The following is an 18,455-nucleotide window of genomic DNA, read 5'->3' as shown; positions in this document are numbered from 1 at the left end:
CTTGAAGAGATTTTCGAAGAGTATGACTTGCAAAAAAGACTTAGCAAATCAGCTAAGCCTTTTTCTTCTTATCTCGAACGTTGTTTTCCAACGTTGCGATTTTTGTGTTTTTTCTTGCTTGTGATAGCAGTTGGTTGTTCAGGGGTAACGTCTTTTCGTCCACTTGGTTTAGAGAAAGCACTTGCTTTTGGTGGGTTCTTCGCCAGTTCTTCACGGACTTTTTTGCGAAGTTTTGGACGAACGATATAGTTGACGATAAACTGTTGGAGAATCATCATGAAACCACCGACAACCCAATAAAGTGTGACACTAGCTGGTGAGATGAGGGAGAAGCCGGCAATCATGACTGGGCTCACGTAAGCCATTTTCTTGATTTGATCTCTTTGCGTTTCATCTTCTACTCCGTGAAGTGAAAGGAGCGATTGAAGATAGTAAAGGACACCAGCGCAGGCAGCTAAAATCATACTTGGAGAACCTAGAGGAATGCCTAGGTAACTTGCTTGAGCAACCCCTTCAGTATGTTGGGCAGCAAAGTAAATTGCAGAGAAGAAAGGCATTTGAAGGAGGAGAGGGAAACATCCTACACCACCAAACATGCTGATGCCGTGCTCTTTTTGAGCAGCAAAGAGAGCTTGTTGGGCTTCGAGTTTTTCTTCTTGAGTAGTTGCTTCTTTGAGACGAGTTTGGTGTGGCTCAAGGACGTGCTTGAGGGCGTTCATCTTTTCAGAGTGAAGCGTTGCCTTCCATGATTGGTAGATACCAAGTGGCAAGATAATCAAGCGCACGATAATGGTTACGATGATGATAGCGACACCAAAGCCTAGACCTTGATTAGTAGCGAAGTACTTGATAGCTTCAGCCATAGGCGCTCCGATAGTATTCCAAATGACTCCTGTTGGCTGTCCTGTTGCTTTATCGACGCTAACACAGCCAGTCAAAACAAGCAACATAGCCACTCCCATAGCTGAGAGTGCAAAACGTTTAATAGATTTCACTGTTTTTATTCCTTCTTTAAAAATTATACCTTTCTATTCTACTGTTTTTTTACAAAATATACAATAGTTCTGGAGACCTAATTTGCGATTTTAAAGTCAGAGTAGGGAGGAAAGTTGCTTAGTTTGACATCTAAGTAGCTGACTTTTGAAAAAGGTGTCGGTCCTTTTCGGATTTCTTGGATAAATTTTGCCATGATAGCAGCTGAGTCTGCTTGGGCTAAGATCTCCACTGTGCCATCGTCGTTATTCCATACCCGACCTGTGATGCCACCAATTTCAAGTGCCAAGCTGTAAACACCCCAACGAAAGCCGACTCCCTGCACCCTACCTTGGGCAATCATTCTAACCTTTTGCATACCAAACCCCTTTGATTGTGTTATAATATTTCTATGACTATTATAACCTCAAAAGCCAATTCTGTGGTAAAAAATGCCAAGAAATTACACCAAAAAAAATACCGCAAGTCTGCCTATTTGATTGAAGGCTGGCACTTGTTTGAAGAAGCTGTCCAAGCTGGGGTGACGATTGAGAAAATCTTTGCCTTAGAAAATTACCGAGATCAGTTAGCTGCTTTTCCGCAAACTGTCTGGGTGTCAGAGGATATTTTGCTAGATTTGGCGGATTCTCAGACTCCACAGGGCATTGTTGCCGTGGTTCAAAAAGAAGAAGTAGGACAAGCTGATTTGAGTCAGGGCAAGTTCTTGTTTTTGGAAGCTGTGCAAGATCCTGGGAATGTGGGAACGATCATTCGGACTGCGGATGCAGCAGGTTTTACAGGCGTGATTGTTTCAGATAAGTCGGCAGATATTTACAGTCTCAAGACCTTACGTTCCATGCAAGGCAGTCATTTTCATCTGCATATTTACCGGATGTCGAGTCAAGTGCTTCTTAAGGAAACCAAAGAGGCAGGTATCCCAGTGCTGGCAACAACCCTATCTAAAGATTCTGTTGATTACAGAGAACTGCCTCCTATAGAAAATTTTGTACTAGTCATGGGAAATGAGGGTCAAGGAATTAGTTCCCTCATGGCTGAAAGTGCAGATCAATTGGTCCATATTAGCATGAAGGGGAAGGCAGAGAGTTTGAATGTTGCCGTTGCAGCCGGTATTTTAATCTTCCATTTAAGCTAATTTTAACTTTTTTTGTTATAATCAAGGAAAGATGTTCATAGAAAAGGAGAAAAGGATGAATCACACTATTATACATGACCGTGCAGGTCTCAATCAATTTTACGCTAAGGTTTATGCCTTTGTTGGTCTGGGAATCGGACTATCTGCTTTGGTATCAGGCCTTATGTTGACGGTCTTTCAGTCTCAGTTGGTTTACTTTTTGATGCAGGGGCGTCTCTGGTTGACCATTGCTACTTTTGCGGAGTTGGCCTTAGTTTTCGTTGCCAGTAGCATGGCTTCAAGAAATAGTCCAGCGGCTCTTCCAGTATTTTTACTTTACTCAGTATTAAACGGCTTTACCCTTAGTTTTGTGGTGGCTTTCTATACTCCAGGTACAGTTTTATCTGCCTTTGTATCAAGCGCCCTTCTCTTCTTTGTCATGGCGGCAGTTGGTATCTTCACCAAGAAAGACTTGAGTGGGATTGGTCGAGCAATGATGGCAGCTCTCATTGGTTTACTGATTGCTATGGTAGTCAATATTTTCTTGGCTAGTGGCTTCTTTGATTATATGATTAGCGTGGCCATGGTTTTGGTTTTCTCAGGGTTGATTGCTTGGGATAACCAAAAGATTCGCCTTGCCTATGAACAATCACAAGGTCGTGTAGCGACAGGTTGGGTTGTGTCAATGGCTCTCAGTATCTATCTTGATTTTATCAATCTCTTCCTAAGTATTTTACGTATCTTCGGTCGTAATGACTAAAAGGTCCATGAAATCAGTGTTCCAAGGAACACTGATTTTTTATATTTTCTCTTTTCTTTTCTTGGAAATAGGTGTATAATGCTTTTAACTAATTTTTGAGGAGTAGCCTATGAAGAAAAGTTTTATCCACCAACAAGAAGAAATTTCCTTTGTCAAAAACACTTTTACCCAGTATTTGAAAGATAAGTTAGAAGTTGTCGAAGTTCAAGGTCCTATCTTGAGTAGGGTCGGTGACGGGATGCAGGACAACTTATCAGGTGTTGAGAATGCCGTATCGGTCAAGGTTCTCCAAATCCCTGATGCTACTTATGAAGTGGTGCACTCTCTTGCTAAATGGAAACGCCATACCTTGGCTCGTTTTGGCTTCGGTGAAGGTGAAGGGCTTTTCGTCCACATGAAGGCTCTTCGTCCAGACGAAGACTCGTTGGATGCGACCCACTCTGTTTATGTTGACCAGTGGGACTGGGAGAAGGTTATCCCAAATGGTAAACGTAACATCGCTTATCTAAAAGAAACAGTTGAGAAGATTTACAAGGCTATTCGCCTTACTGAGCTGGCTGTTGAAGCCCGCTATGACATCGAATCAATCTTGCCAAAACAAATCACTTTTATCCACACAGAAGAGTTGGTAGAACGCTACCCAGACTTGACACCGAAAGAACGTGAAAATGCGATCTGTAAAGAATTTGGAGCAGTCTTCTTGATCGGTATCGGTGGCGAGTTGCCAGATGGTAAACCGCACGATGGACGTGCACCAGACTACGATGACTGGACAAGTGAGTCTGAAAATGGCTACAAGGGTCTGAATGGCGATATTCTTGTTTGGAATGAGTCTCTGGGTGGAGCCTTTGAGCTATCTTCTATGGGAATCCGTGTCGATGAAGAAACTCTTCGCCGTCAGGTTGCCATCACAGGTGATGAAGACCGCTTGGAATTGGAATGGCACAAGGCTTTGTTGAACGGCCTATTCCCATTGACAATCGGTGGGGGAATTGGACAATCTCGGATGGCTATGTTTCTACTTCGCAAGAAACACATCGGAGAAGTGCAAACAAGTGTTTGGCCTCAAGAAGTCCGCGATACTTACGAAAATATTTTGTAGATAAGGATTTTAAAAGTTTCAAAATGATAAAAACGCATAATATCAGTTCAGTAAAGGTTGATGTTATGCGTTTTATTATAGACAGATTTTCTGAATTTTATCCTCGAATTTAGTACTAGCCAGCCTCTTCTTTCTCTTTTTGTCTATAATTTGGTATAATAAACGGTATGAAAATCGTATCAGGAATCTATGGGGGACGTCCCCTCAAGACACTAGAAGGCAAGACGACAAGACCTACTTCAGATAAGGTTAGGGGAGCTATTTTTAACATGATTGGTCCCTACTTTGAAGGGGGACGAGTCTTGGACCTTTATGCAGGTAGTGGTGGTTTATCTATCGAGGCAGTATCGCGTGGCATGTCCAGCGCTGTTTTGGTGGAACGAGACCGTAAGGCTCAGGCTATCGTGGCTGAAAATATTCAGATGACCAAGGAAGTTGGAAAATTTCAACTCCTCAAGATGGATGCAGAAAGGGCATTGGAACAGGTATCTGGGGAATTCGATCTCATTTTCTTAGACCCTCCTTATGCCAAGGAACAAATCGTAGCAGATATTGAAAAAATGGCTGAGAGGGAGCTTTTTTCTGAAGATGTCATGGTCGTGTGTGAGACGGATAAAGCCGTTGAACTTCCAGAAGAAATTGCCTGCCTGGGCATCTGGAAGGAAAAAATTTATGGAATTAGTAAGGTGACAGTCTATGTCAGATAAGATTGGCTTATTCACAGGCTCATTTGATCCGATGACAAATGGGCATCTGGATATCATTGAACGGGCGAGCAGACTTTTTGATAAGCTCTATGTGGGTATTTTTTTTAATCCCCACAAACAAGGATTTCTCCCTATCGAAAATCGTAAACGAGGGCTAGAAACAGCTTTGAAACATTTGGAAAATGTTGAAGTTGTGTCTTCTCATGATGAATTGGTGGTTGATGTTGCGAAAAGACTGGGGGCTACTTGCCTAGTGAGAGGTTTGAGGAATGCGTCGGATTTGCAATATGAAGCCAGTTTTGATTACTACAACCATCAGCTGTCTCCTGATATAGAGACTATTTATTTACATAGCCGACCTGAACATCTCTATCTCAGTTCATCAGGTGTTAGAGAGCTATTGAAGTTTGGTCAGGATGTTGCTTGCTATGTTCCTGAGAGTATTTTGGAGGAAATAAGAAATGAAAAAAAAGATTAGATGGCCCTTATATGTCATTGCGGCCTTGATTGTGACCTTCTTGGCATTTGTAGTGCCTTTGCCCTACTATATAGAGGTTCCAGGTGGTTCGGAAGATATTCGCCAAGTCCTTAAAGTAAATGACACAGAAGATCAGGCGGCTGGTGCCTATCACTTTGTTACGGTTGGTGTCCAGCATGCCACTTTAGCCCATATGGTTTATGCTTGGTTGACGCCTTTTACAGATATTCGTAGTGCCCAGGAGACCACAGGTGGAACTTCCGATGTTGAATTTATGCGGATCAATCAATTCTACATGCAAACATCGCAAAATATGGCCAAGTATCAAGGTCTAAAAACAGCTGGTAAGGATATCGAACTCAAGTATTTTGGGGTTTATGTCTTGAATGTGACGGATAATTCAACCTTTAAAGGGATTCTCAATATCTCTGATACGGTCACAGCAGTCAATGATCAGACCTTTGATAGTTCTAAAGACTTGATTGATTACGTCAGTTCTCAAAAATTAGGGGACTCCGTCAAGGTCACCTATGAAGAGGATGGGCAAACCAAGTCTGCAGAAGGAAAGATTATCAGCTTGGAAAATGGAAAAAATGGGATTGGAATCGGCTTGATTGATCGTACAGAGGTAATCAGCAATGTCCCAATTAGTTTTTCAACAGCTGGTATTGGCGGTCCAAGTGCTGGCCTCATGTTTAGTTTAGCTATCTATACTCAAATAGCTCACCCAGGTCTTCGTAATGGTCGTATTGTTGCCGGTACAGGTACCATTGACCGCGATGGCAATGTGGGGGATATTGGTGGTATTGACAAGAAAGTTGTAGCTTCGGCTAGAGCAGGTGCCGCTATTTTCTTTGCCCCTGATAACCCTGTTAGCGAAGAAGAACAAAAAGCACACCCGGATGCAAAAAACAACTACCAAACAGCCCTAGAAGCAGCCAAAACAATCAAGACAGATATGAAAATCGTGCCTGTTAAAACCCTACAAGATGCAATTGATTACTTGAAAAACAATCCCTAGTTTTTAAGTGAAGTTTCCAAATTAGCGCACAAACAGAGAAGATGGTATAATAGTCAAATGGTTCAATTATTATTCACTCTAAGCAGTCACATGCTCTTTATTTATGTGAGTTTTTACCTTTTAAAGAATCTTGTTAGATGGGAAAAGGTTTTAAAAGTGACAACTGAGAATACAGGAAAAGTTCGTTTACTAGTAGCCTTTTTCAGCATTGTCATGGGCTATATCATGAGTTCTTTCTTTATCGGCCTATATCAGTTGTGGCAAGAAGCGCTTAGAGGATTATTATAAAATCAAATGTAAAGGAAACGAGTATGGACAAAATTGTGGTTCAAGGTGGCGATAATCGTCTGGTAGGAAGTGTAACCATCGAAGGAGCAAAGAATGCAGTCTTGCCCTTGTTGGCAGCGACTATTCTAGCAAGTGAAGGAAAGACAGTCTTACAGAATGTACCGATCTTGTCGGATGTCTTTATTATGAATCAGGTAGTTGGTGGTTTGAATGCCAAGGTTGACTTTGATGAGGAAGCCCATCTTGTTGAGGTGGATGCTACTGGCGACATCACTGAGGAAGCCCCTTATAAGTATGTCAGCAAGATGCGCGCCTCCATCGTTGTATTAGGGCCAATCCTTGCCCGTGTAGGTCATGCCAAAGTATCCATGCCAGGTGGTTGTACGATTGGTAGTCGCCCTATCGATCTTCATTTGAAAGGTCTGGAAGCTATGGGGGCTAAGATTAGCCAGACTGCTGGTTATATCGAAGCCAAGGCTGATCGCTTACATGGTGCCCATATCTATATGGACTTTCCAAGTGTTGGTGCTACGCAGAACTTGATGATGGCAGCGACTCTGGCTGATGGGGTCACAGTGATTGAAAATGCTGCGCGTGAGCCTGAGATTGTCGACCTAGCCATTCTCCTCAATGAAATGGGAGCCAAGGTCAAAGGGGCTGGTACAGAGACTATTACCATTACTGGTGTTGAGAAACTTCATGGTACGACTCACAATGTAGTCCAAGACCGTATCGAAGCAGGAACCTTTATGGTAGCTGCTGCCATGACTGGTGGTGATGTCTTGATTCGAGACGCTGTTTGGGAGCACAACCGTCCCTTGATTGCCAAATTGCTTGAAATGGGAGTGGAAGTGACAGAGGAGACTGAAGGAATTCGTGTTCGTTCTCAACTAGAAAATCTAAAAGCTGTTCATGTAAAAACCTTGCCCCACCCAGGATTTCCAACAGATATGCAGGCTCAATTTACAGCCTTGATGACAGTCGCAAAAGGCGAATCAACCATGGTGGAGACAGTTTTCGAAAATCGTTTCCAACACCTAGAAGAAATGCGACGCATGGGCTTGCACTCGGAAATTATCCGTGATACAGCTCGTATTGTTGGTGGACAGGCTTTGCAGGGAGCAGAAGTTCTTTCAACTGACCTTCGTGCCAGTGCAGCCTTGATTTTGACAGGTTTGGTAGCACAGGGAGAAACTGTGGTCGGTAAATTGGTTCACTTGGATAGAGGTTACTACCGATTCCATGAGAAGTTGGAGCAGCTAGGTGCTAAGATTCAGCGGATTGAGGCAAGTGATGAAGAAGAATAAGAAATCAAGCTACGTAATCAAGCGTTTACTTTTAGTTATTTTGGTACTGATTTTAGGGCTTCTAGCCCTAGGAATCGGCTTAATGGTCGGCTATGGAATCTTGGGCAAGGGTCAAGATCCATGGGCCATCCTGTCTCCAGCAAAATGGCAGGAATTGATTCATAAATTTACAGGAAATTAGGCTGGGAGACCAGCCTTTTTCTAAAGATAAGGAGAAATATGAACAAAAAAACAAGACAGACACTGATTGGACTGCTAGTGTTATTGCTCTTATCTACAGGGAGCTATTATATTAAGCAGAATGAACTAGGCAATCAGGCTGCTAAGACAAAAATAAGTCAGAAAAGTCAATCACCAGACGCGCCTGGTCAAGAATTGGCAGAAAGCGTCTTAACAGATGCAGTCAAAAGCCAAATAAAAGGGAGTCTTGAGTGGAACGGATCAGGTGCTTTTATCGTCAATGGTAATAAAACAAATCTAAATGCCAAGGTTTCAAGTAAGCCCTACGCTGATAATAAGACAAAGACAGTGGGTAAGGAAACGGTACCAACCGTGGCTAATGCCCTCTTGTCTAAGGCCACTCGCCAGTACAAGAATCGTGAAGAAACTGGGAATGGTTCAACTTCTTGGACTCCGCCAGGTTGGCATCAGGTCAAGAATCTAAAGGGCTCTTATACCCATGCAGTCGATAGAGGTCACTTGTTAGGCTATGCCTTAATCGGTGGCTTGGATGGTTTTGACGCCTCAACAAGCAATCCTAAAAACATTGCTGTTCAGACAGCCTGGGCAAATCAGGCACAAGCCGAGGATTCGACTGGTCAAAACTACTATGAAAGTAAGGTGCGTAAAGCCTTGGACCAAAACAAGCGTGTCCGTTACCGTGTAACCCTTTACTACGCTTCAAACGAGGATTTAGTTCCCTCAGCTTCACAGATTGAAGCCAAGTCTTCGGATGGAGAATTGGAATTCAATGTTCTAGTTCCCAATGTCCAAAAGGGACTTCAACTGGATTACCGAACTGGAGAAGTGACTGTTACTCAGTAAAAGATAAGATAAACTCCTATGTCACTTATGGATGTAGGAGTTCTTTTTTCTAGTTTAAGCAGGGCTAGAATAGGTACTAAGAAAAAAATAATATGTACTGGATTAAATTTTGTGATATAATAAAGGATAAGATACTATTTTAGGAGAAGAACTATGGAAGACCCAAGTAGTCAGAATTTGTTGCTACAATTTGTTTTGTTGTTTATCTTGACGGTATTAAATGCCTTTTTCTCAGCCACAGAAATGGCCATGGTTTCTCTTAATCGTGCGCGGGTTGAACAAAAGGCGGAAGAAGGAGACAGACGCTACATCCGCCTGCTGAAGGTACTAGAAAATCCTAACCACTTTTTATCAACCATTCAGGTAGGAATCACCCTGATTACAATCTTATCAGGGGCGAGTTTAGCTGATACTCTAGGGCGTGTGATTGCCTCTTGGCTTGGGAATGGCGAAACAGCACAAGCCGTGGCAACTTTTCTATCCTTGGCATTTTTGACCTATATTTCCATCGTTTTTGGGGAATTATATCCTAAGAGAATCGCTCTTAATCTAAAGGATGCCTTGGCAATTCGTACAGCGCCGGTTATCATTGGGATCGGAAAACTAGTCAGTCCTTTTGTTTGGCTTTTAGCTGCTTCGACCAATTTCTTGAGCCATTTGACTCCGATGTCATTCGATGATGCGGATGAAAAGATGACCCGTGATGAAATTGCCTATATGCTGACAAATAGTGAAGAAACGTTGGATGCTGATGAGATTGAGATGCTACAAGGTGTCTTTTCGCTCGATGAACTGATGGCACGAGAGGTTATGGTTCCTCGGACAGATGCTTTTATGGTGGATATTCAGGATGATAGTCAAGCCATTATCCAAAGTATTTTAAAACAAAATTATTCTCGTATCCCGGTTTATGATGGGGATAAGGACAATGTAATTGGAATCATTCACACCAAGAGTCTCCTTAAGGCTGGTTTTGTGGACGGTTTTGATAATATTGTTTGGAAGAAAATTTTACAAGATCCACTTTTTGTACCTGAAACTATTTTTGTGGATGACTTGCTAAAAGAATTGCGCAATACCCAAAGACAAATGGCAATCTTGCTGGATGAATACGGTGGTATGGCTGGTTTGGTGACCTTGGAAGACCTCTTAGAGGAAATTGTTGGGGAAATTGATGATGAAACGGACAAAGCAGCAATAGATGTTCATCAGATTGGTGAGGATACCTACATTGTTCAAGGAACTATGACCCTCAATGATTTCAATAATTACTTTGATGTTGAACTGGAAAGTGATGACGTTGATACCATCGCTGGTTATTATTTGACAGGAGTGGGGACCATTCCAACGACTGAGAAACTCAGCCATGAAGTGGTCAGCCAAAACAAACAGCTTATCTTAACCAATGATAAAGTGAAAAATGGACGTGTTACCAAGGTAAAAGTCCAAATCACAGAAGTCGAAATAGAAGAAGAAACAGAATAAACTAGAGGCTTTTGTCACCAGGCGTGACAAAGCTTTTTTCAGTTGATTTCATGAGAGAATTATGTCATGGGAAGAACTTTGCCCCAAAAGTTTTTCAAAATTATCCGTATTTATCCGAAGAAAAAAATAAAAAAGCCCTTCAAATTGGGCTTTCTGTTCATTTGAAACCTGATAAATCAAGTTATAGAAGGCGGTAGACGGATTTGAACCGACGATCAAGCTTTTGCAGAGCCGTGCCTTACCACTTGGCTATACCGCCTTAACGTTTATTATTATACCTTGAAAATGATTTTCAGTCAATAGCTTTTTCAGTTTTTTGTACCATAGTGTGATTCGAATGTGATGCCAAGTTTTCTATAGGAAAAAATGGAAAAAATTCACCAAAAACCTACTGAATCCCCTTGAAAAATCTAACTAAATAGGGTATAATATGAGTAATCATTTGTCGTAGGTTTTGTCTGAAATATTGTCCAGACAAGGCTCACAGCAGTTAAATCTTCTGAAAAAGTCAGATTTAGCTGCTCTTTTTGTGCTTTTTTTCAGGATTTTGAGCACTTGTAACAAAGACTTAAAGATTCTGAAAATTTATCAAAAGGACACGGTGATAGGGGTTTTACAACCATATGACGATTAGAAAGCCTGATTGACAAGGCTTGGAACTTATTTACAAAGGAGAATCATCTTGGCAGGACATGACGTTCAATACGGGAAACATCGTACCCGTCGTAGTTTTTCAAGAATCAAAGAAGTTCTTGACTTACCAAATTTGATTGAAATTCAAACTGACTCATTCAAAGCTTTCCTAGACCATGGTCTGAAGGAAGTGTTTGAAGATGTATTGCCAATTTCAAACTTCACAGACACAATGGAGTTGGAATTTGTTGGATATGAAATCAAAGAACCAAAATACACGCTAGAAGAAGCTCGTATCCATGATGCTAGCTACTCAGCACCAATTTTTGTAACCTTCCGCTTGATCAATAAAGAAACAGGCGAAATCAAAACCCAAGAAGTTTTCTTTGGTGATTTCCCAATCATGACAGAAATGGGTACCTTCATCATCAATGGTGGTGAACGTATCATCGTATCTCAGTTGGTCCGCTCACCAGGTGTTTACTTTAACGATAAAGTTGATAAAAATGGTAAAGTGGGCTACGGTTCAACTGTTATCCCTAACCGTGGAGCTTGGTTGGAACTTGAAAGTGACTCAAAAGATATCGCCTACACTCGTATCGACCGTACTCGTAAGATTCCATTTACAACCTTGGTTCGTGCCCTTGGTTTCTCAGGTGATGATGAAATCTTTGATATCTTTGGTGACAGCGAATTGGTTCGCAACACTGTTGAAAAAGATATCCACAAGAACCCAATGGATTCTCGTACCGACGAAGCCTTGAAAGAAATTTACGAACGCCTTCGCCCAGGTGAGCCTAAGACAGCTGAAAGCTCACGTAGCTTGCTTGTGGCTCGTTTCTTTGACCCACGTCGCTATGACTTGGCAGCCGTTGGTCGCTACAAAATCAATAAAAAACTCAATGTTAAAACACGTTTGCTCAACCAAACAATTGCGGAACCATTGGTAGACCCTGAAACAGGAGAAATCTTGGTAGAAGCTGGAACAATCATGACTCGTAGCGTGATTGAAAGTATTGAAAGCTATTTGGATGGTGATTTGAACAAGATTGTCTACATTCCAAATGATGCAGCCGTTGTGACTGAGCCAGTTGTTCTTCAAAAATTCAAGGTTGTTGCACCAACTGATCCAGACCGCGTCGTAACTATCATTGGTAATGCTAATCCAGATGACAAGGTTCGTATCGTCACTCCTGCAGATATCCTTGCTGAAATGAGCTACTTCCTCAACTTGGCTGAAGGACTTGGCCGTGTAGATGATATCGACCACCTTGGGAACCGTCGTATCCGTGCGGTTGGTGAATTGCTTGCCAACCAAGTGCGTCTTGGACTTTCTCGTATGGAACGTAATGTCCGTGAACGTATGTCTGTTCAAGATAATGAAGTCTTGACACCGCAACAAATCATCAATATCCGTCCTGTAACAGCTGCGGTGAAAGAATTCTTTGGTTCATCACAGTTGTCACAGTTCATGGACCAACACAACCCGCTTTCTGAGTTGTCTCACAAACGCCGTTTGTCAGCCTTAGGACCTGGTGGTTTGACACGTGACCGTGCTGGATATGAAGTACGTGACGTGCACTACACTCACTATGGCCGTATGTGTCCAATCGAGACACCTGAAGGACCTAACATCGGTTTGATCAATAACTTGTCATCTTACGGACACTTGAATAAGTATGGCTTTGTTCAAACACCATACCGTAAAGTTGACCGTGAAACAGGTGTTGTTACCAACGAAATCGTTTGGTTGACAGCCGATGAAGAAGATGAATTTACTGTAGCACAGGCTAATTCTCGTCTGAATGAAGATGGAACATTTGCTGAGAAGATTGTCATGGGACGTCACCAAGGGGTTAACCAAGAGTATCCAGCTAATATTGTTGACTACATGGATGTTTCACCAAAACAGGTAGTTGCCGTTGCGACAGCATGTATTCCTTTCTTGGAAAACGATGACTCCAACCGTGCCCTCATGGGAGCCAACATGCAACGTCAGGCTGTGCCATTGATCAATCCTCAAGCACCTTACGTTGGTACTGGTATGGAATACCAAGCAGCCCACGATTCTGGAGCGGCTGTGATTGCTCAGTATGATGGTAAAGTTACTTACGCAGATGCTGACAAGGTAGAAGTTCGTCGTGAAGATGGTTCATTGGACGTTTACCACATCCAAAAATTCCGTCGTTCAAACTCAGGTACTGCTTACAACCAACGTACGCTTGTAAAAGTTGGCGATGTCGTTGAAAAAGGCGATTTCATCGCTGACGGACCTTCTATGGAAAATGGAGAAATGGCGCTTGGACAAAACCCAATCGTTGCCTACATGACTTGGGAAGGTTACAACTTCGAGGATGCCGTTATCATGAGCGAACGCTTGGTCAAAGACGATGTCTACACATCTGTTCACCTTGAAGAATACGAATCAGAAACACGCGATACAAAGCTTGGGCCTGAAGAAATCACTCGTGAAATTCCAAACGTTGGTGAAGATGCCCTTAAAGACCTTGACGAAATGGGTATTATCCGTATCGGTGCTGAGGTTAAAGAAGGTGATATCCTTGTAGGTAAAGTAACGCCTAAGGGTGAGAAGGACCTTTCAGCTGAAGAACGCCTCTTGCACGCTATCTTCGGAGATAAATCTCGTGAAGTGCGTGACACTTCTCTTCGTGTACCACACGGTGCCGATGGTGTCGTTCGTGATGTTAAGATCTTTACACGTGCAAATGGAGATGAATTGCAATCAGGTGTTAATATGCTGGTTCGCGTCTACATCGCTCAAAAACGTAAGATCAAGGTCGGAGATAAGATGGCCGGACGTCACGGAAACAAAGGGGTTGTCTCTCGTATTGTTCCTGTAGAAGATATGCCTTACCTTCCAGACGGAACTCCAGTCGATATCATGTTGAACCCACTTGGGGTGCCATCACGTATGAATATCGGTCAGGTTATGGAGCTTCACCTTGGTATGGCTGCTCGTACTCTTGGTATTCACATCGCAACACCAGTCTTTGACGGAGCAAGTTCTGAAGACCTTTGGTCAACTGTTAAAGAAGCTGGTATGGATAGCGATGCCAAAACAATCCTTTACGATGGACGTACTGGGGAACCGTTTGATAACCGTGTTTCTGTCGGAGTCATGTACATGATCAAACTCCACCACATGGTTGACGATAAATTGCACGCGCGTTCAGTCGGACCATACTCAACCGTTACCCAACAACCACTTGGAGGTAAAGCTCAGTTTGGTGGACAACGTTTCGGTGAGATGGAGGTTTGGGCTCTTGAAGCCTACGGTGCATCAAATGTCCTTCAAGAAATCTTGACTTACAAGTCTGACGATATCAACGGACGTTTGAAAGCTTATGAAGCTATTACAAAAGGAAAACCAATTCCAAAACCAGGTGTTCCAGAATCCTTCCGAGTTCTTGTCAAAGAATTGCAATCTCTTGGTCTTGATATGCGTGTCCTTGACGAAGATGACCAAGAAGTGGAACTTCGCGACTTGGATGAAGGAATGGACGAAGATGTCATCCACGTAGATGACCTTGAAAAAGCCCGCGAAAAAGCAGCACAAGAGGCTAAAGCAGCCTTTGAAGCTGAAGAAGCTGAGAAAGCAACAAAAGCGGAAGCAACAGAAGAAGCTGCTGAACAAGAATAAGCAGTTCACTTAGAATAGAAAGGGAAGAAATAGTGGTTGATGTAAATCGTTTTAAAAGTATGCAAATAACCCTAGCTTCTCCAAGTAAAGTCCGTTCATGGTCTTATGGAGAAGTCAAAAAACCTGAAACAATCAATTACCGTACTTTGAAACCAGAACGTGAAGGACTCTTTGATGAAGTCATCTTTGGTCCTACAAAAGACTGGGAATGTGCTTGTGGTAAGTACAAACGCATTCGTTATAGAGGGATTGTTTGTGACCGTTGTGGGGTTGAAGTAACGCGTACAAAAGTTCGTCGTGAGCGCATGGGGCATATCGAGTTGAAAGCTCCTGTATCTCACATCTGGTACTTCAAGGGGATTCCAAGCCGTATGGGCTTGACCCTTGATATGAGTCCCCGTGCCCTCGAGGAAGTTATCTACTTTGCGGCTTATGTGGTGATTGATCCCAAGGATACACCACTTGAGCACAAGTCTATCATGACAGAGCGTGAATACCGTGAGCGCTTGCGTGAGTATGGTTATGGTTCATTCGTTGCCAAGATGGGTGCCGAAGCTATCCAAGACCTTTTGAAACAAGTAGATCTTGAAAAAGAAATTGCTGAACTCAAAGAAGAGTTGAAAACAGCTACTGGACAAAAACGTGTCAAAGCCATCCGTCGTTTGGATGTTTTGGATGCCTTTTACAAGTCTGGAAACAAACCTGAATGGATGATTCTCAACATCCTTCCAGTTATTCCACCAGATCTTCGTCCAATGTTGCAGTTGGATGGTGGCCGTTTTGCCTCATCTGACTTGAATGACCTTTACCGTCGTGTTATCAACCGTAACAACCGTTTGGCTCGTTTGCTTGAGTTGAATGCGCCTGGTATCATCGTTCAAAATGAGAAGCGTATGCTTCAAGAAGCGGTTGACGCTTTGATTGACAATGGTCGTCGTGGTCGTCCAATCACAGGACCAGGTAGCCGTCCACTGAAATCATTGAGCCACATGCTTAAAGGTAAACAAGGACGCTTCCGTCAAAACTTGCTCGGTAAACGTGTTGACTTCTCAGGACGTTCCGTTATCGCCGTTGGTCCAACTCTTAAGATGTACCAATGTGGTGTGCCACGTGAAATGGCGATCGAGCTCTTTAAACCATTCGTCATGCGTGAAATCGTTGCGCGTGACATCGTGCAAAACGTCAAAGCAGCTAAACGCTTGGTGGAACGCGGAGACGAACGTATCTGGGATATCCTTGAAGAAGTGATTAAAGAACACCCAGTGCTTTTGAACCGCGCACCGACCCTTCACCGTTTGGGTATCCAAGCCTTCGAGCCAGTCTTGATTGATGGTAAGGCCCTTCGCTTGCATCCGCTTGTCTGTGAAGCCTACAATGCCGACTTTGACGGGGACCAAATGGCCATCCACGTACCGCTTTCAGAAGAAGCCCAAGCAGAAGCTCGTATCTTGATGCTAGCTGCTGAGCACATCTTGAACCCGAAAGATGGTAAACCAGTTGTTACTCCATCTCAGGACATGGTTTTGGGTAACTACTACTTGACCATGGAAGAAGCTGGTCGTGAAGGTGAAGGAATGGTCTTCAAAGACCGTGACGAAGCGGTTATGGCTTACCGTAATGGTTATGTTCACCTTCACTCACGTGTTGGTATCGCAACAGATAGCCTCAACAAACCTTGGACAGAAGAGCAAAAACACAAGGTCTTGCTTACAACAGTTGGTAAAATCCTCTTCAACGACATCATGCCAGAGGGTCTACCATACTTGCAAGAACCAAATAATGCTAACTTGACAGAAGGCGTTCCAGCTAAATACTTCTTGCCACTTGGTGGAGATATCAAGGAAGCTATCAGCAATCTTGAACTTAACCCTCCATTCAAGAAGAAAAATCTTGGAAATATCATCGCTGAAATCTTCAAACGTTTCCGTACGACAGAAACTTCTGCCCTACTTGACCGCATGAAGAACCTCGGTTACCACCATTCAACTCTTGCAGGATTGACAGTGGGTATTGCCGATATCCCAGTCGTTGATGACAAGGCTGAAATCATTGAAGAATCACACAAACGTGTAGAACAAATCACCAAACAATTCCGTCGTGGTATGATTACAGACGACGAGCGTTACAATGCCGTTACAGCTGAATGGCGTGCTGCCCGTGAAAAACTTGAGAAACGCTTGATTGCCAACCAAGATCCTAAGAACCCAATCGTTATGATGATGGACTCTGGAGCCCGTGGTAACATCTCAAACTTCTCACAGCTTGCCGGTATGCGTGGTCTGATGGCTGCTCCGAACGGACGTATCATGGAATTGCCAATCCTTTCAAACTTCCGCGAAGGTTTATCAGTACTCGAAATGTTCTTCTCAACTCACGGTGCGCGTAAAGGTATGACCGATACGGCCCTTAAGACAGCCGACTCAGGTTACTTGACTCGTCGTTTGGTTGACGTTGCCCAAGACGTTATCATCCGTGAGGACGACTGTGGAACTGACCGTGGTCTCTTGATCCGTTCTATCGCAGAAGGAAAAGAGATGATCGAGTCTCTCGAAGAGCGTCTCAATGGTCGTTACACTAAGAAAACTGTTAAACATCCAGAAACTGGTGCAGTGATCATTGGTCCAAATGAATTGATCACAGAAGACAAGGCGCGTGAAATTGTTAATGCTGGTGTGGAAGAAGTGACTATCCGTTCCGTATTTACATGTAATACTCGTCACGGTGTCTGCCGTCACTGTTACGGTATCAACTTGGCGACTGGTGATGCGGTTGAAGTTGGTGAAGCAGTTGGTACAATCGCTGCCCAATCTATCGGGGAACCTGGTACACAGCTTACAATGCGTACCTTCCACACGGGTGGGGTTGCCTCAAATACCGATATCACTCAGGGTCTTCCTCGTGTCCAAGAAATCTTTGAAGCCCGCAATCCTAAAGGGGAAGCGGTTATCACAGAGGTTAAAGGACAAGTTACCGCTATCGAAGAAGATGCATCAACTCGTACCAAGAAAGTCTTTGTTAAGGGCGAAACTGGTGAAGGTGAGTACGTCGTTCCATTTACAGCTCGTATGCGTGTAGAAGTTGGGGACCAAGTAGCGCGTGGTGCTGCTCTTACAGAAGGTTCTATCCAACCAAAACGCCTCCTTGCAGTTCGTGATGTCTTGTCAGTTGAAACTTACCTCCTCGGTGAAGTACAAAAAGTTTACCGTAGCCAAGGGGTAGAAATCGGTGACAAACATATCGAGGTAATGGTTCGTCAAATGATCCGTAAAGTCCGTGTCATGGATCCAGGTGACACAGATCTTCTCATGGGTACCCTCATGGATATCAATGACTTTACAGATGCCAACAAAGATGTCCTTATCGCAGGTGGCGTTCCAGCGACAGGTCGCCCAGTCCTTATGGGAATTACCAAAGCCTCACTTGAAACTAACAGTTTCTTGTCAGCGGCTTCCTTCCAGGAAACAACTCGTGTCCTTACTGACGCGGCTATCCGTGGTAAGAAAGACCATCTCCTTGGACTTAAAGAAAATGTTATCATCGGTAAGATCATCCCAGCAGGTACTGGTATGGCCCGTTACCGTAACCTTGAACCACATGCTATCAACGAAGAAGAATACCTTAATCCTCCAGTAGAGGAAGAAGGAAACGAAGAAACAACAGAAGTAGTTGTGGATACTGCCGTTGAAACTGTGGAAGAAACAGTAGAATAAAAGAGAATGAGAGAGCCTTTGGGTTCTCTTTCTCTTTTCTGAAAACTTTCTCCATTTTTCCATGAAATGTGGTAAAATAATACTCAATGAAAATCAAAGAGCAAACTAGGAAACTAGCCGCAGGTCGCTCAAAGCACTGCTTTGAGGTTGTGGAT

The 18,455-nt window shown here is 43.2% G+C and carries 15 protein-coding genes and 1 tRNA gene; 13 read left to right on the top strand and 3 right to left on the bottom strand.

What is annotated here, in order from left to right:
- Window positions 1-68: 68 nt before the first annotated feature.
- Both yidC and WKI42_RS03290 read right to left on the bottom strand, forming a co-directional pair.
- Complete coding sequence (yidC, locus tag WKI42_RS03295; RefSeq protein WP_368081169.1) at window positions 69-995, bottom strand: membrane protein insertase YidC; 927 nt, start codon at window positions 993-995, stop codon at window positions 69-71.
- A gap of 77 nt (window positions 996-1,072) precedes the next feature.
- The gene (locus WKI42_RS03290) at window positions 1,073-1,351 is read right to left on the bottom strand and encodes an acylphosphatase (RefSeq protein WP_060806084.1); all 279 of its coding nucleotides are present in this window, start codon (window positions 1,349-1,351) and stop codon (window positions 1,073-1,075) included.
- 33 nt (window positions 1,352-1,384) lie between these two features.
- Here WKI42_RS03290 and WKI42_RS03285 point away from each other — a divergent pair, with 33 nt between their 5' ends.
- From WKI42_RS03285 to WKI42_RS03235, 11 genes are all read left to right on the top strand, one after another.
- Window positions 1,385-2,125, top strand: a complete 741-nt coding sequence (locus WKI42_RS03285; RefSeq protein WP_368081168.1) for an RNA methyltransferase — start codon at window positions 1,385-1,387, stop codon at window positions 2,123-2,125.
- 55 nt (window positions 2,126-2,180) lie between these two features.
- Window positions 2,181-2,864: a Bax inhibitor-1/YccA family protein gene (locus WKI42_RS03280; RefSeq protein WP_001016913.1), complete on the top strand. Its 684-nt coding sequence runs from the start codon at window positions 2,181-2,183 to the stop codon at window positions 2,862-2,864.
- Window positions 2,865-2,973: 109 nt separating this feature from the next.
- On the top strand, window positions 2,974-3,966 hold the full coding sequence (gene asnA / locus WKI42_RS03275) for an aspartate--ammonia ligase (protein WP_000748003.1): 993 nt from the start codon (window positions 2,974-2,976) through the stop codon (window positions 3,964-3,966).
- Window positions 3,967-4,133: 167 nt separating this feature from the next.
- Complete coding sequence (rsmD, locus tag WKI42_RS03270) at window positions 4,134-4,673, top strand: 16S rRNA (guanine(966)-N(2))-methyltransferase RsmD (protein ID WP_000706954.1); 540 nt, start codon at window positions 4,134-4,136, stop codon at window positions 4,671-4,673.
- Complete coding sequence (gene coaD / locus WKI42_RS03265) at window positions 4,663-5,151, top strand: pantetheine-phosphate adenylyltransferase (RefSeq protein ID WP_057488225.1); 489 nt, start codon at window positions 4,663-4,665, stop codon at window positions 5,149-5,151. The genes rsmD and coaD overlap by 11 nt, the downstream gene beginning before the upstream one ends.
- The gene (locus WKI42_RS03260; RefSeq protein WP_057488226.1) at window positions 5,135-6,172 is read left to right on the top strand and encodes a SepM family pheromone-processing serine protease; all 1,038 of its coding nucleotides are present in this window, start codon (window positions 5,135-5,137) and stop codon (window positions 6,170-6,172) included. Before coaD ends, WKI42_RS03260 begins: the two co-directional genes overlap by 17 nt.
- A gap of 57 nt (window positions 6,173-6,229) precedes the next feature.
- Window positions 6,230-6,460: a DUF1146 family protein gene (locus WKI42_RS03255; protein ID WP_078156193.1), complete on the top strand. Its 231-nt coding sequence runs from the start codon at window positions 6,230-6,232 to the stop codon at window positions 6,458-6,460.
- A 23-nt stretch (window positions 6,461-6,483) separates the two neighbouring features.
- Entirely contained in the window at window positions 6,484-7,767 is a 1,284-nt protein-coding gene (gene murA / locus WKI42_RS03250) for a UDP-N-acetylglucosamine 1-carboxyvinyltransferase (RefSeq protein ID WP_173212201.1), read from the top strand.
- Window positions 7,754-7,948, top strand: a complete 195-nt coding sequence (locus WKI42_RS03245; protein ID WP_050236587.1) for a DNA-directed RNA polymerase subunit beta — start codon at window positions 7,754-7,756, stop codon at window positions 7,946-7,948. The genes murA and WKI42_RS03245 overlap by 14 nt, the downstream gene beginning before the upstream one ends.
- Before the next feature lie 38 nt (window positions 7,949-7,986).
- Window positions 7,987-8,811: a DNA/RNA non-specific endonuclease gene (locus WKI42_RS03240; RefSeq protein ID WP_368081167.1), complete on the top strand. Its 825-nt coding sequence runs from the start codon at window positions 7,987-7,989 to the stop codon at window positions 8,809-8,811.
- 153 nt (window positions 8,812-8,964) lie between these two features.
- Window positions 8,965-10,296 (top strand): hemolysin family protein, encoded by a 1,332-nt coding sequence (locus WKI42_RS03235; protein ID WP_368081166.1) that lies wholly within the window; start codon window positions 8,965-8,967, stop codon window positions 10,294-10,296.
- Window positions 10,297-10,484: 188 nt separating this feature from the next.
- Here WKI42_RS03235 and WKI42_RS03230 read toward each other — a convergent pair.
- Window positions 10,485-10,555, bottom strand: a tRNA-Cys gene (locus tag WKI42_RS03230).
- A 423-nt stretch (window positions 10,556-10,978) separates the two neighbouring features.
- On the opposite strand from WKI42_RS03230, the gene rpoB reads away from it, so the two are divergent.
- Window positions 10,979-14,590, top strand: coding sequence for a DNA-directed RNA polymerase subunit beta (gene rpoB / locus WKI42_RS03225; protein ID WP_368081165.1), 3,612 nt, complete (start codon window positions 10,979-10,981; stop codon window positions 14,588-14,590).
- Window positions 14,591-14,622: 32 nt separating this feature from the next.
- Window positions 14,623-18,300 carry a DNA-directed RNA polymerase subunit beta' gene (gene rpoC / locus WKI42_RS03220; protein ID WP_000228746.1) on the top strand — a complete coding sequence of 1,226 codons (3,678 nt, stop codon included), beginning with the start codon at window positions 14,623-14,625 and terminating at the stop codon, window positions 18,298-18,300.
- Window positions 18,301-18,455: the final 155 nt, after the last annotated feature.

This window comes from Streptococcus pseudopneumoniae (assembly GCF_038148935.1).
Lineage (GTDB): Bacteria > Bacillota > Bacilli > Lactobacillales > Streptococcaceae > Streptococcus > Streptococcus pseudopneumoniae_U.
The sequence above is the reverse complement of the archived record's forward strand: the minus strand, read 5'-3'. Positions and strand labels throughout refer to the sequence as shown.

Coding starts and splice junctions, on each gene's coding strand:
- asnA (WP_000748003.1), top strand. CDS start 2,974: ATGAAGAAAAGTTTTATCCACCAACAAGAAGAAATTTCCTTTGTCAAA.
- WKI42_RS03235 (WP_368081166.1), top strand. CDS start 8,965: ATGGAAGACCCAAGTAGTCAGAATTTGTTGCTACAATTTGTTTTGTTG.
- coaD (WP_057488225.1), top strand. CDS start 4,663: ATGTCAGATAAGATTGGCTTATTCACAGGCTCATTTGATCCGATGACA.
- WKI42_RS03285 (WP_368081168.1), top strand. CDS start 1,385: ATGACTATTATAACCTCAAAAGCCAATTCTGTGGTAAAAAATGCCAAG.
- WKI42_RS03240 (WP_368081167.1), top strand. CDS start 7,987: ATGAACAAAAAAACAAGACAGACACTGATTGGACTGCTAGTGTTATTG.
- WKI42_RS03260 (WP_057488226.1), top strand. CDS start 5,135: ATGAAAAAAAAGATTAGATGGCCCTTATATGTCATTGCGGCCTTGATT.
- rsmD (WP_000706954.1), top strand. CDS start 4,134: ATGAAAATCGTATCAGGAATCTATGGGGGACGTCCCCTCAAGACACTA.
- WKI42_RS03290 (WP_060806084.1), bottom strand. CDS start 1,351: ATGCAAAAGGTTAGAATGATTGCCCAAGGTAGGGTGCAGGGAGTCGGC.
- murA (WP_173212201.1), top strand. CDS start 6,484: ATGGACAAAATTGTGGTTCAAGGTGGCGATAATCGTCTGGTAGGAAGT.
- WKI42_RS03280 (WP_001016913.1), top strand. CDS start 2,181: ATGAATCACACTATTATACATGACCGTGCAGGTCTCAATCAATTTTAC.
- WKI42_RS03245 (WP_050236587.1), top strand. CDS start 7,754: ATGAAGAAGAATAAGAAATCAAGCTACGTAATCAAGCGTTTACTTTTA.
- WKI42_RS03255 (WP_078156193.1), top strand. CDS start 6,230: ATGGTTCAATTATTATTCACTCTAAGCAGTCACATGCTCTTTATTTAT.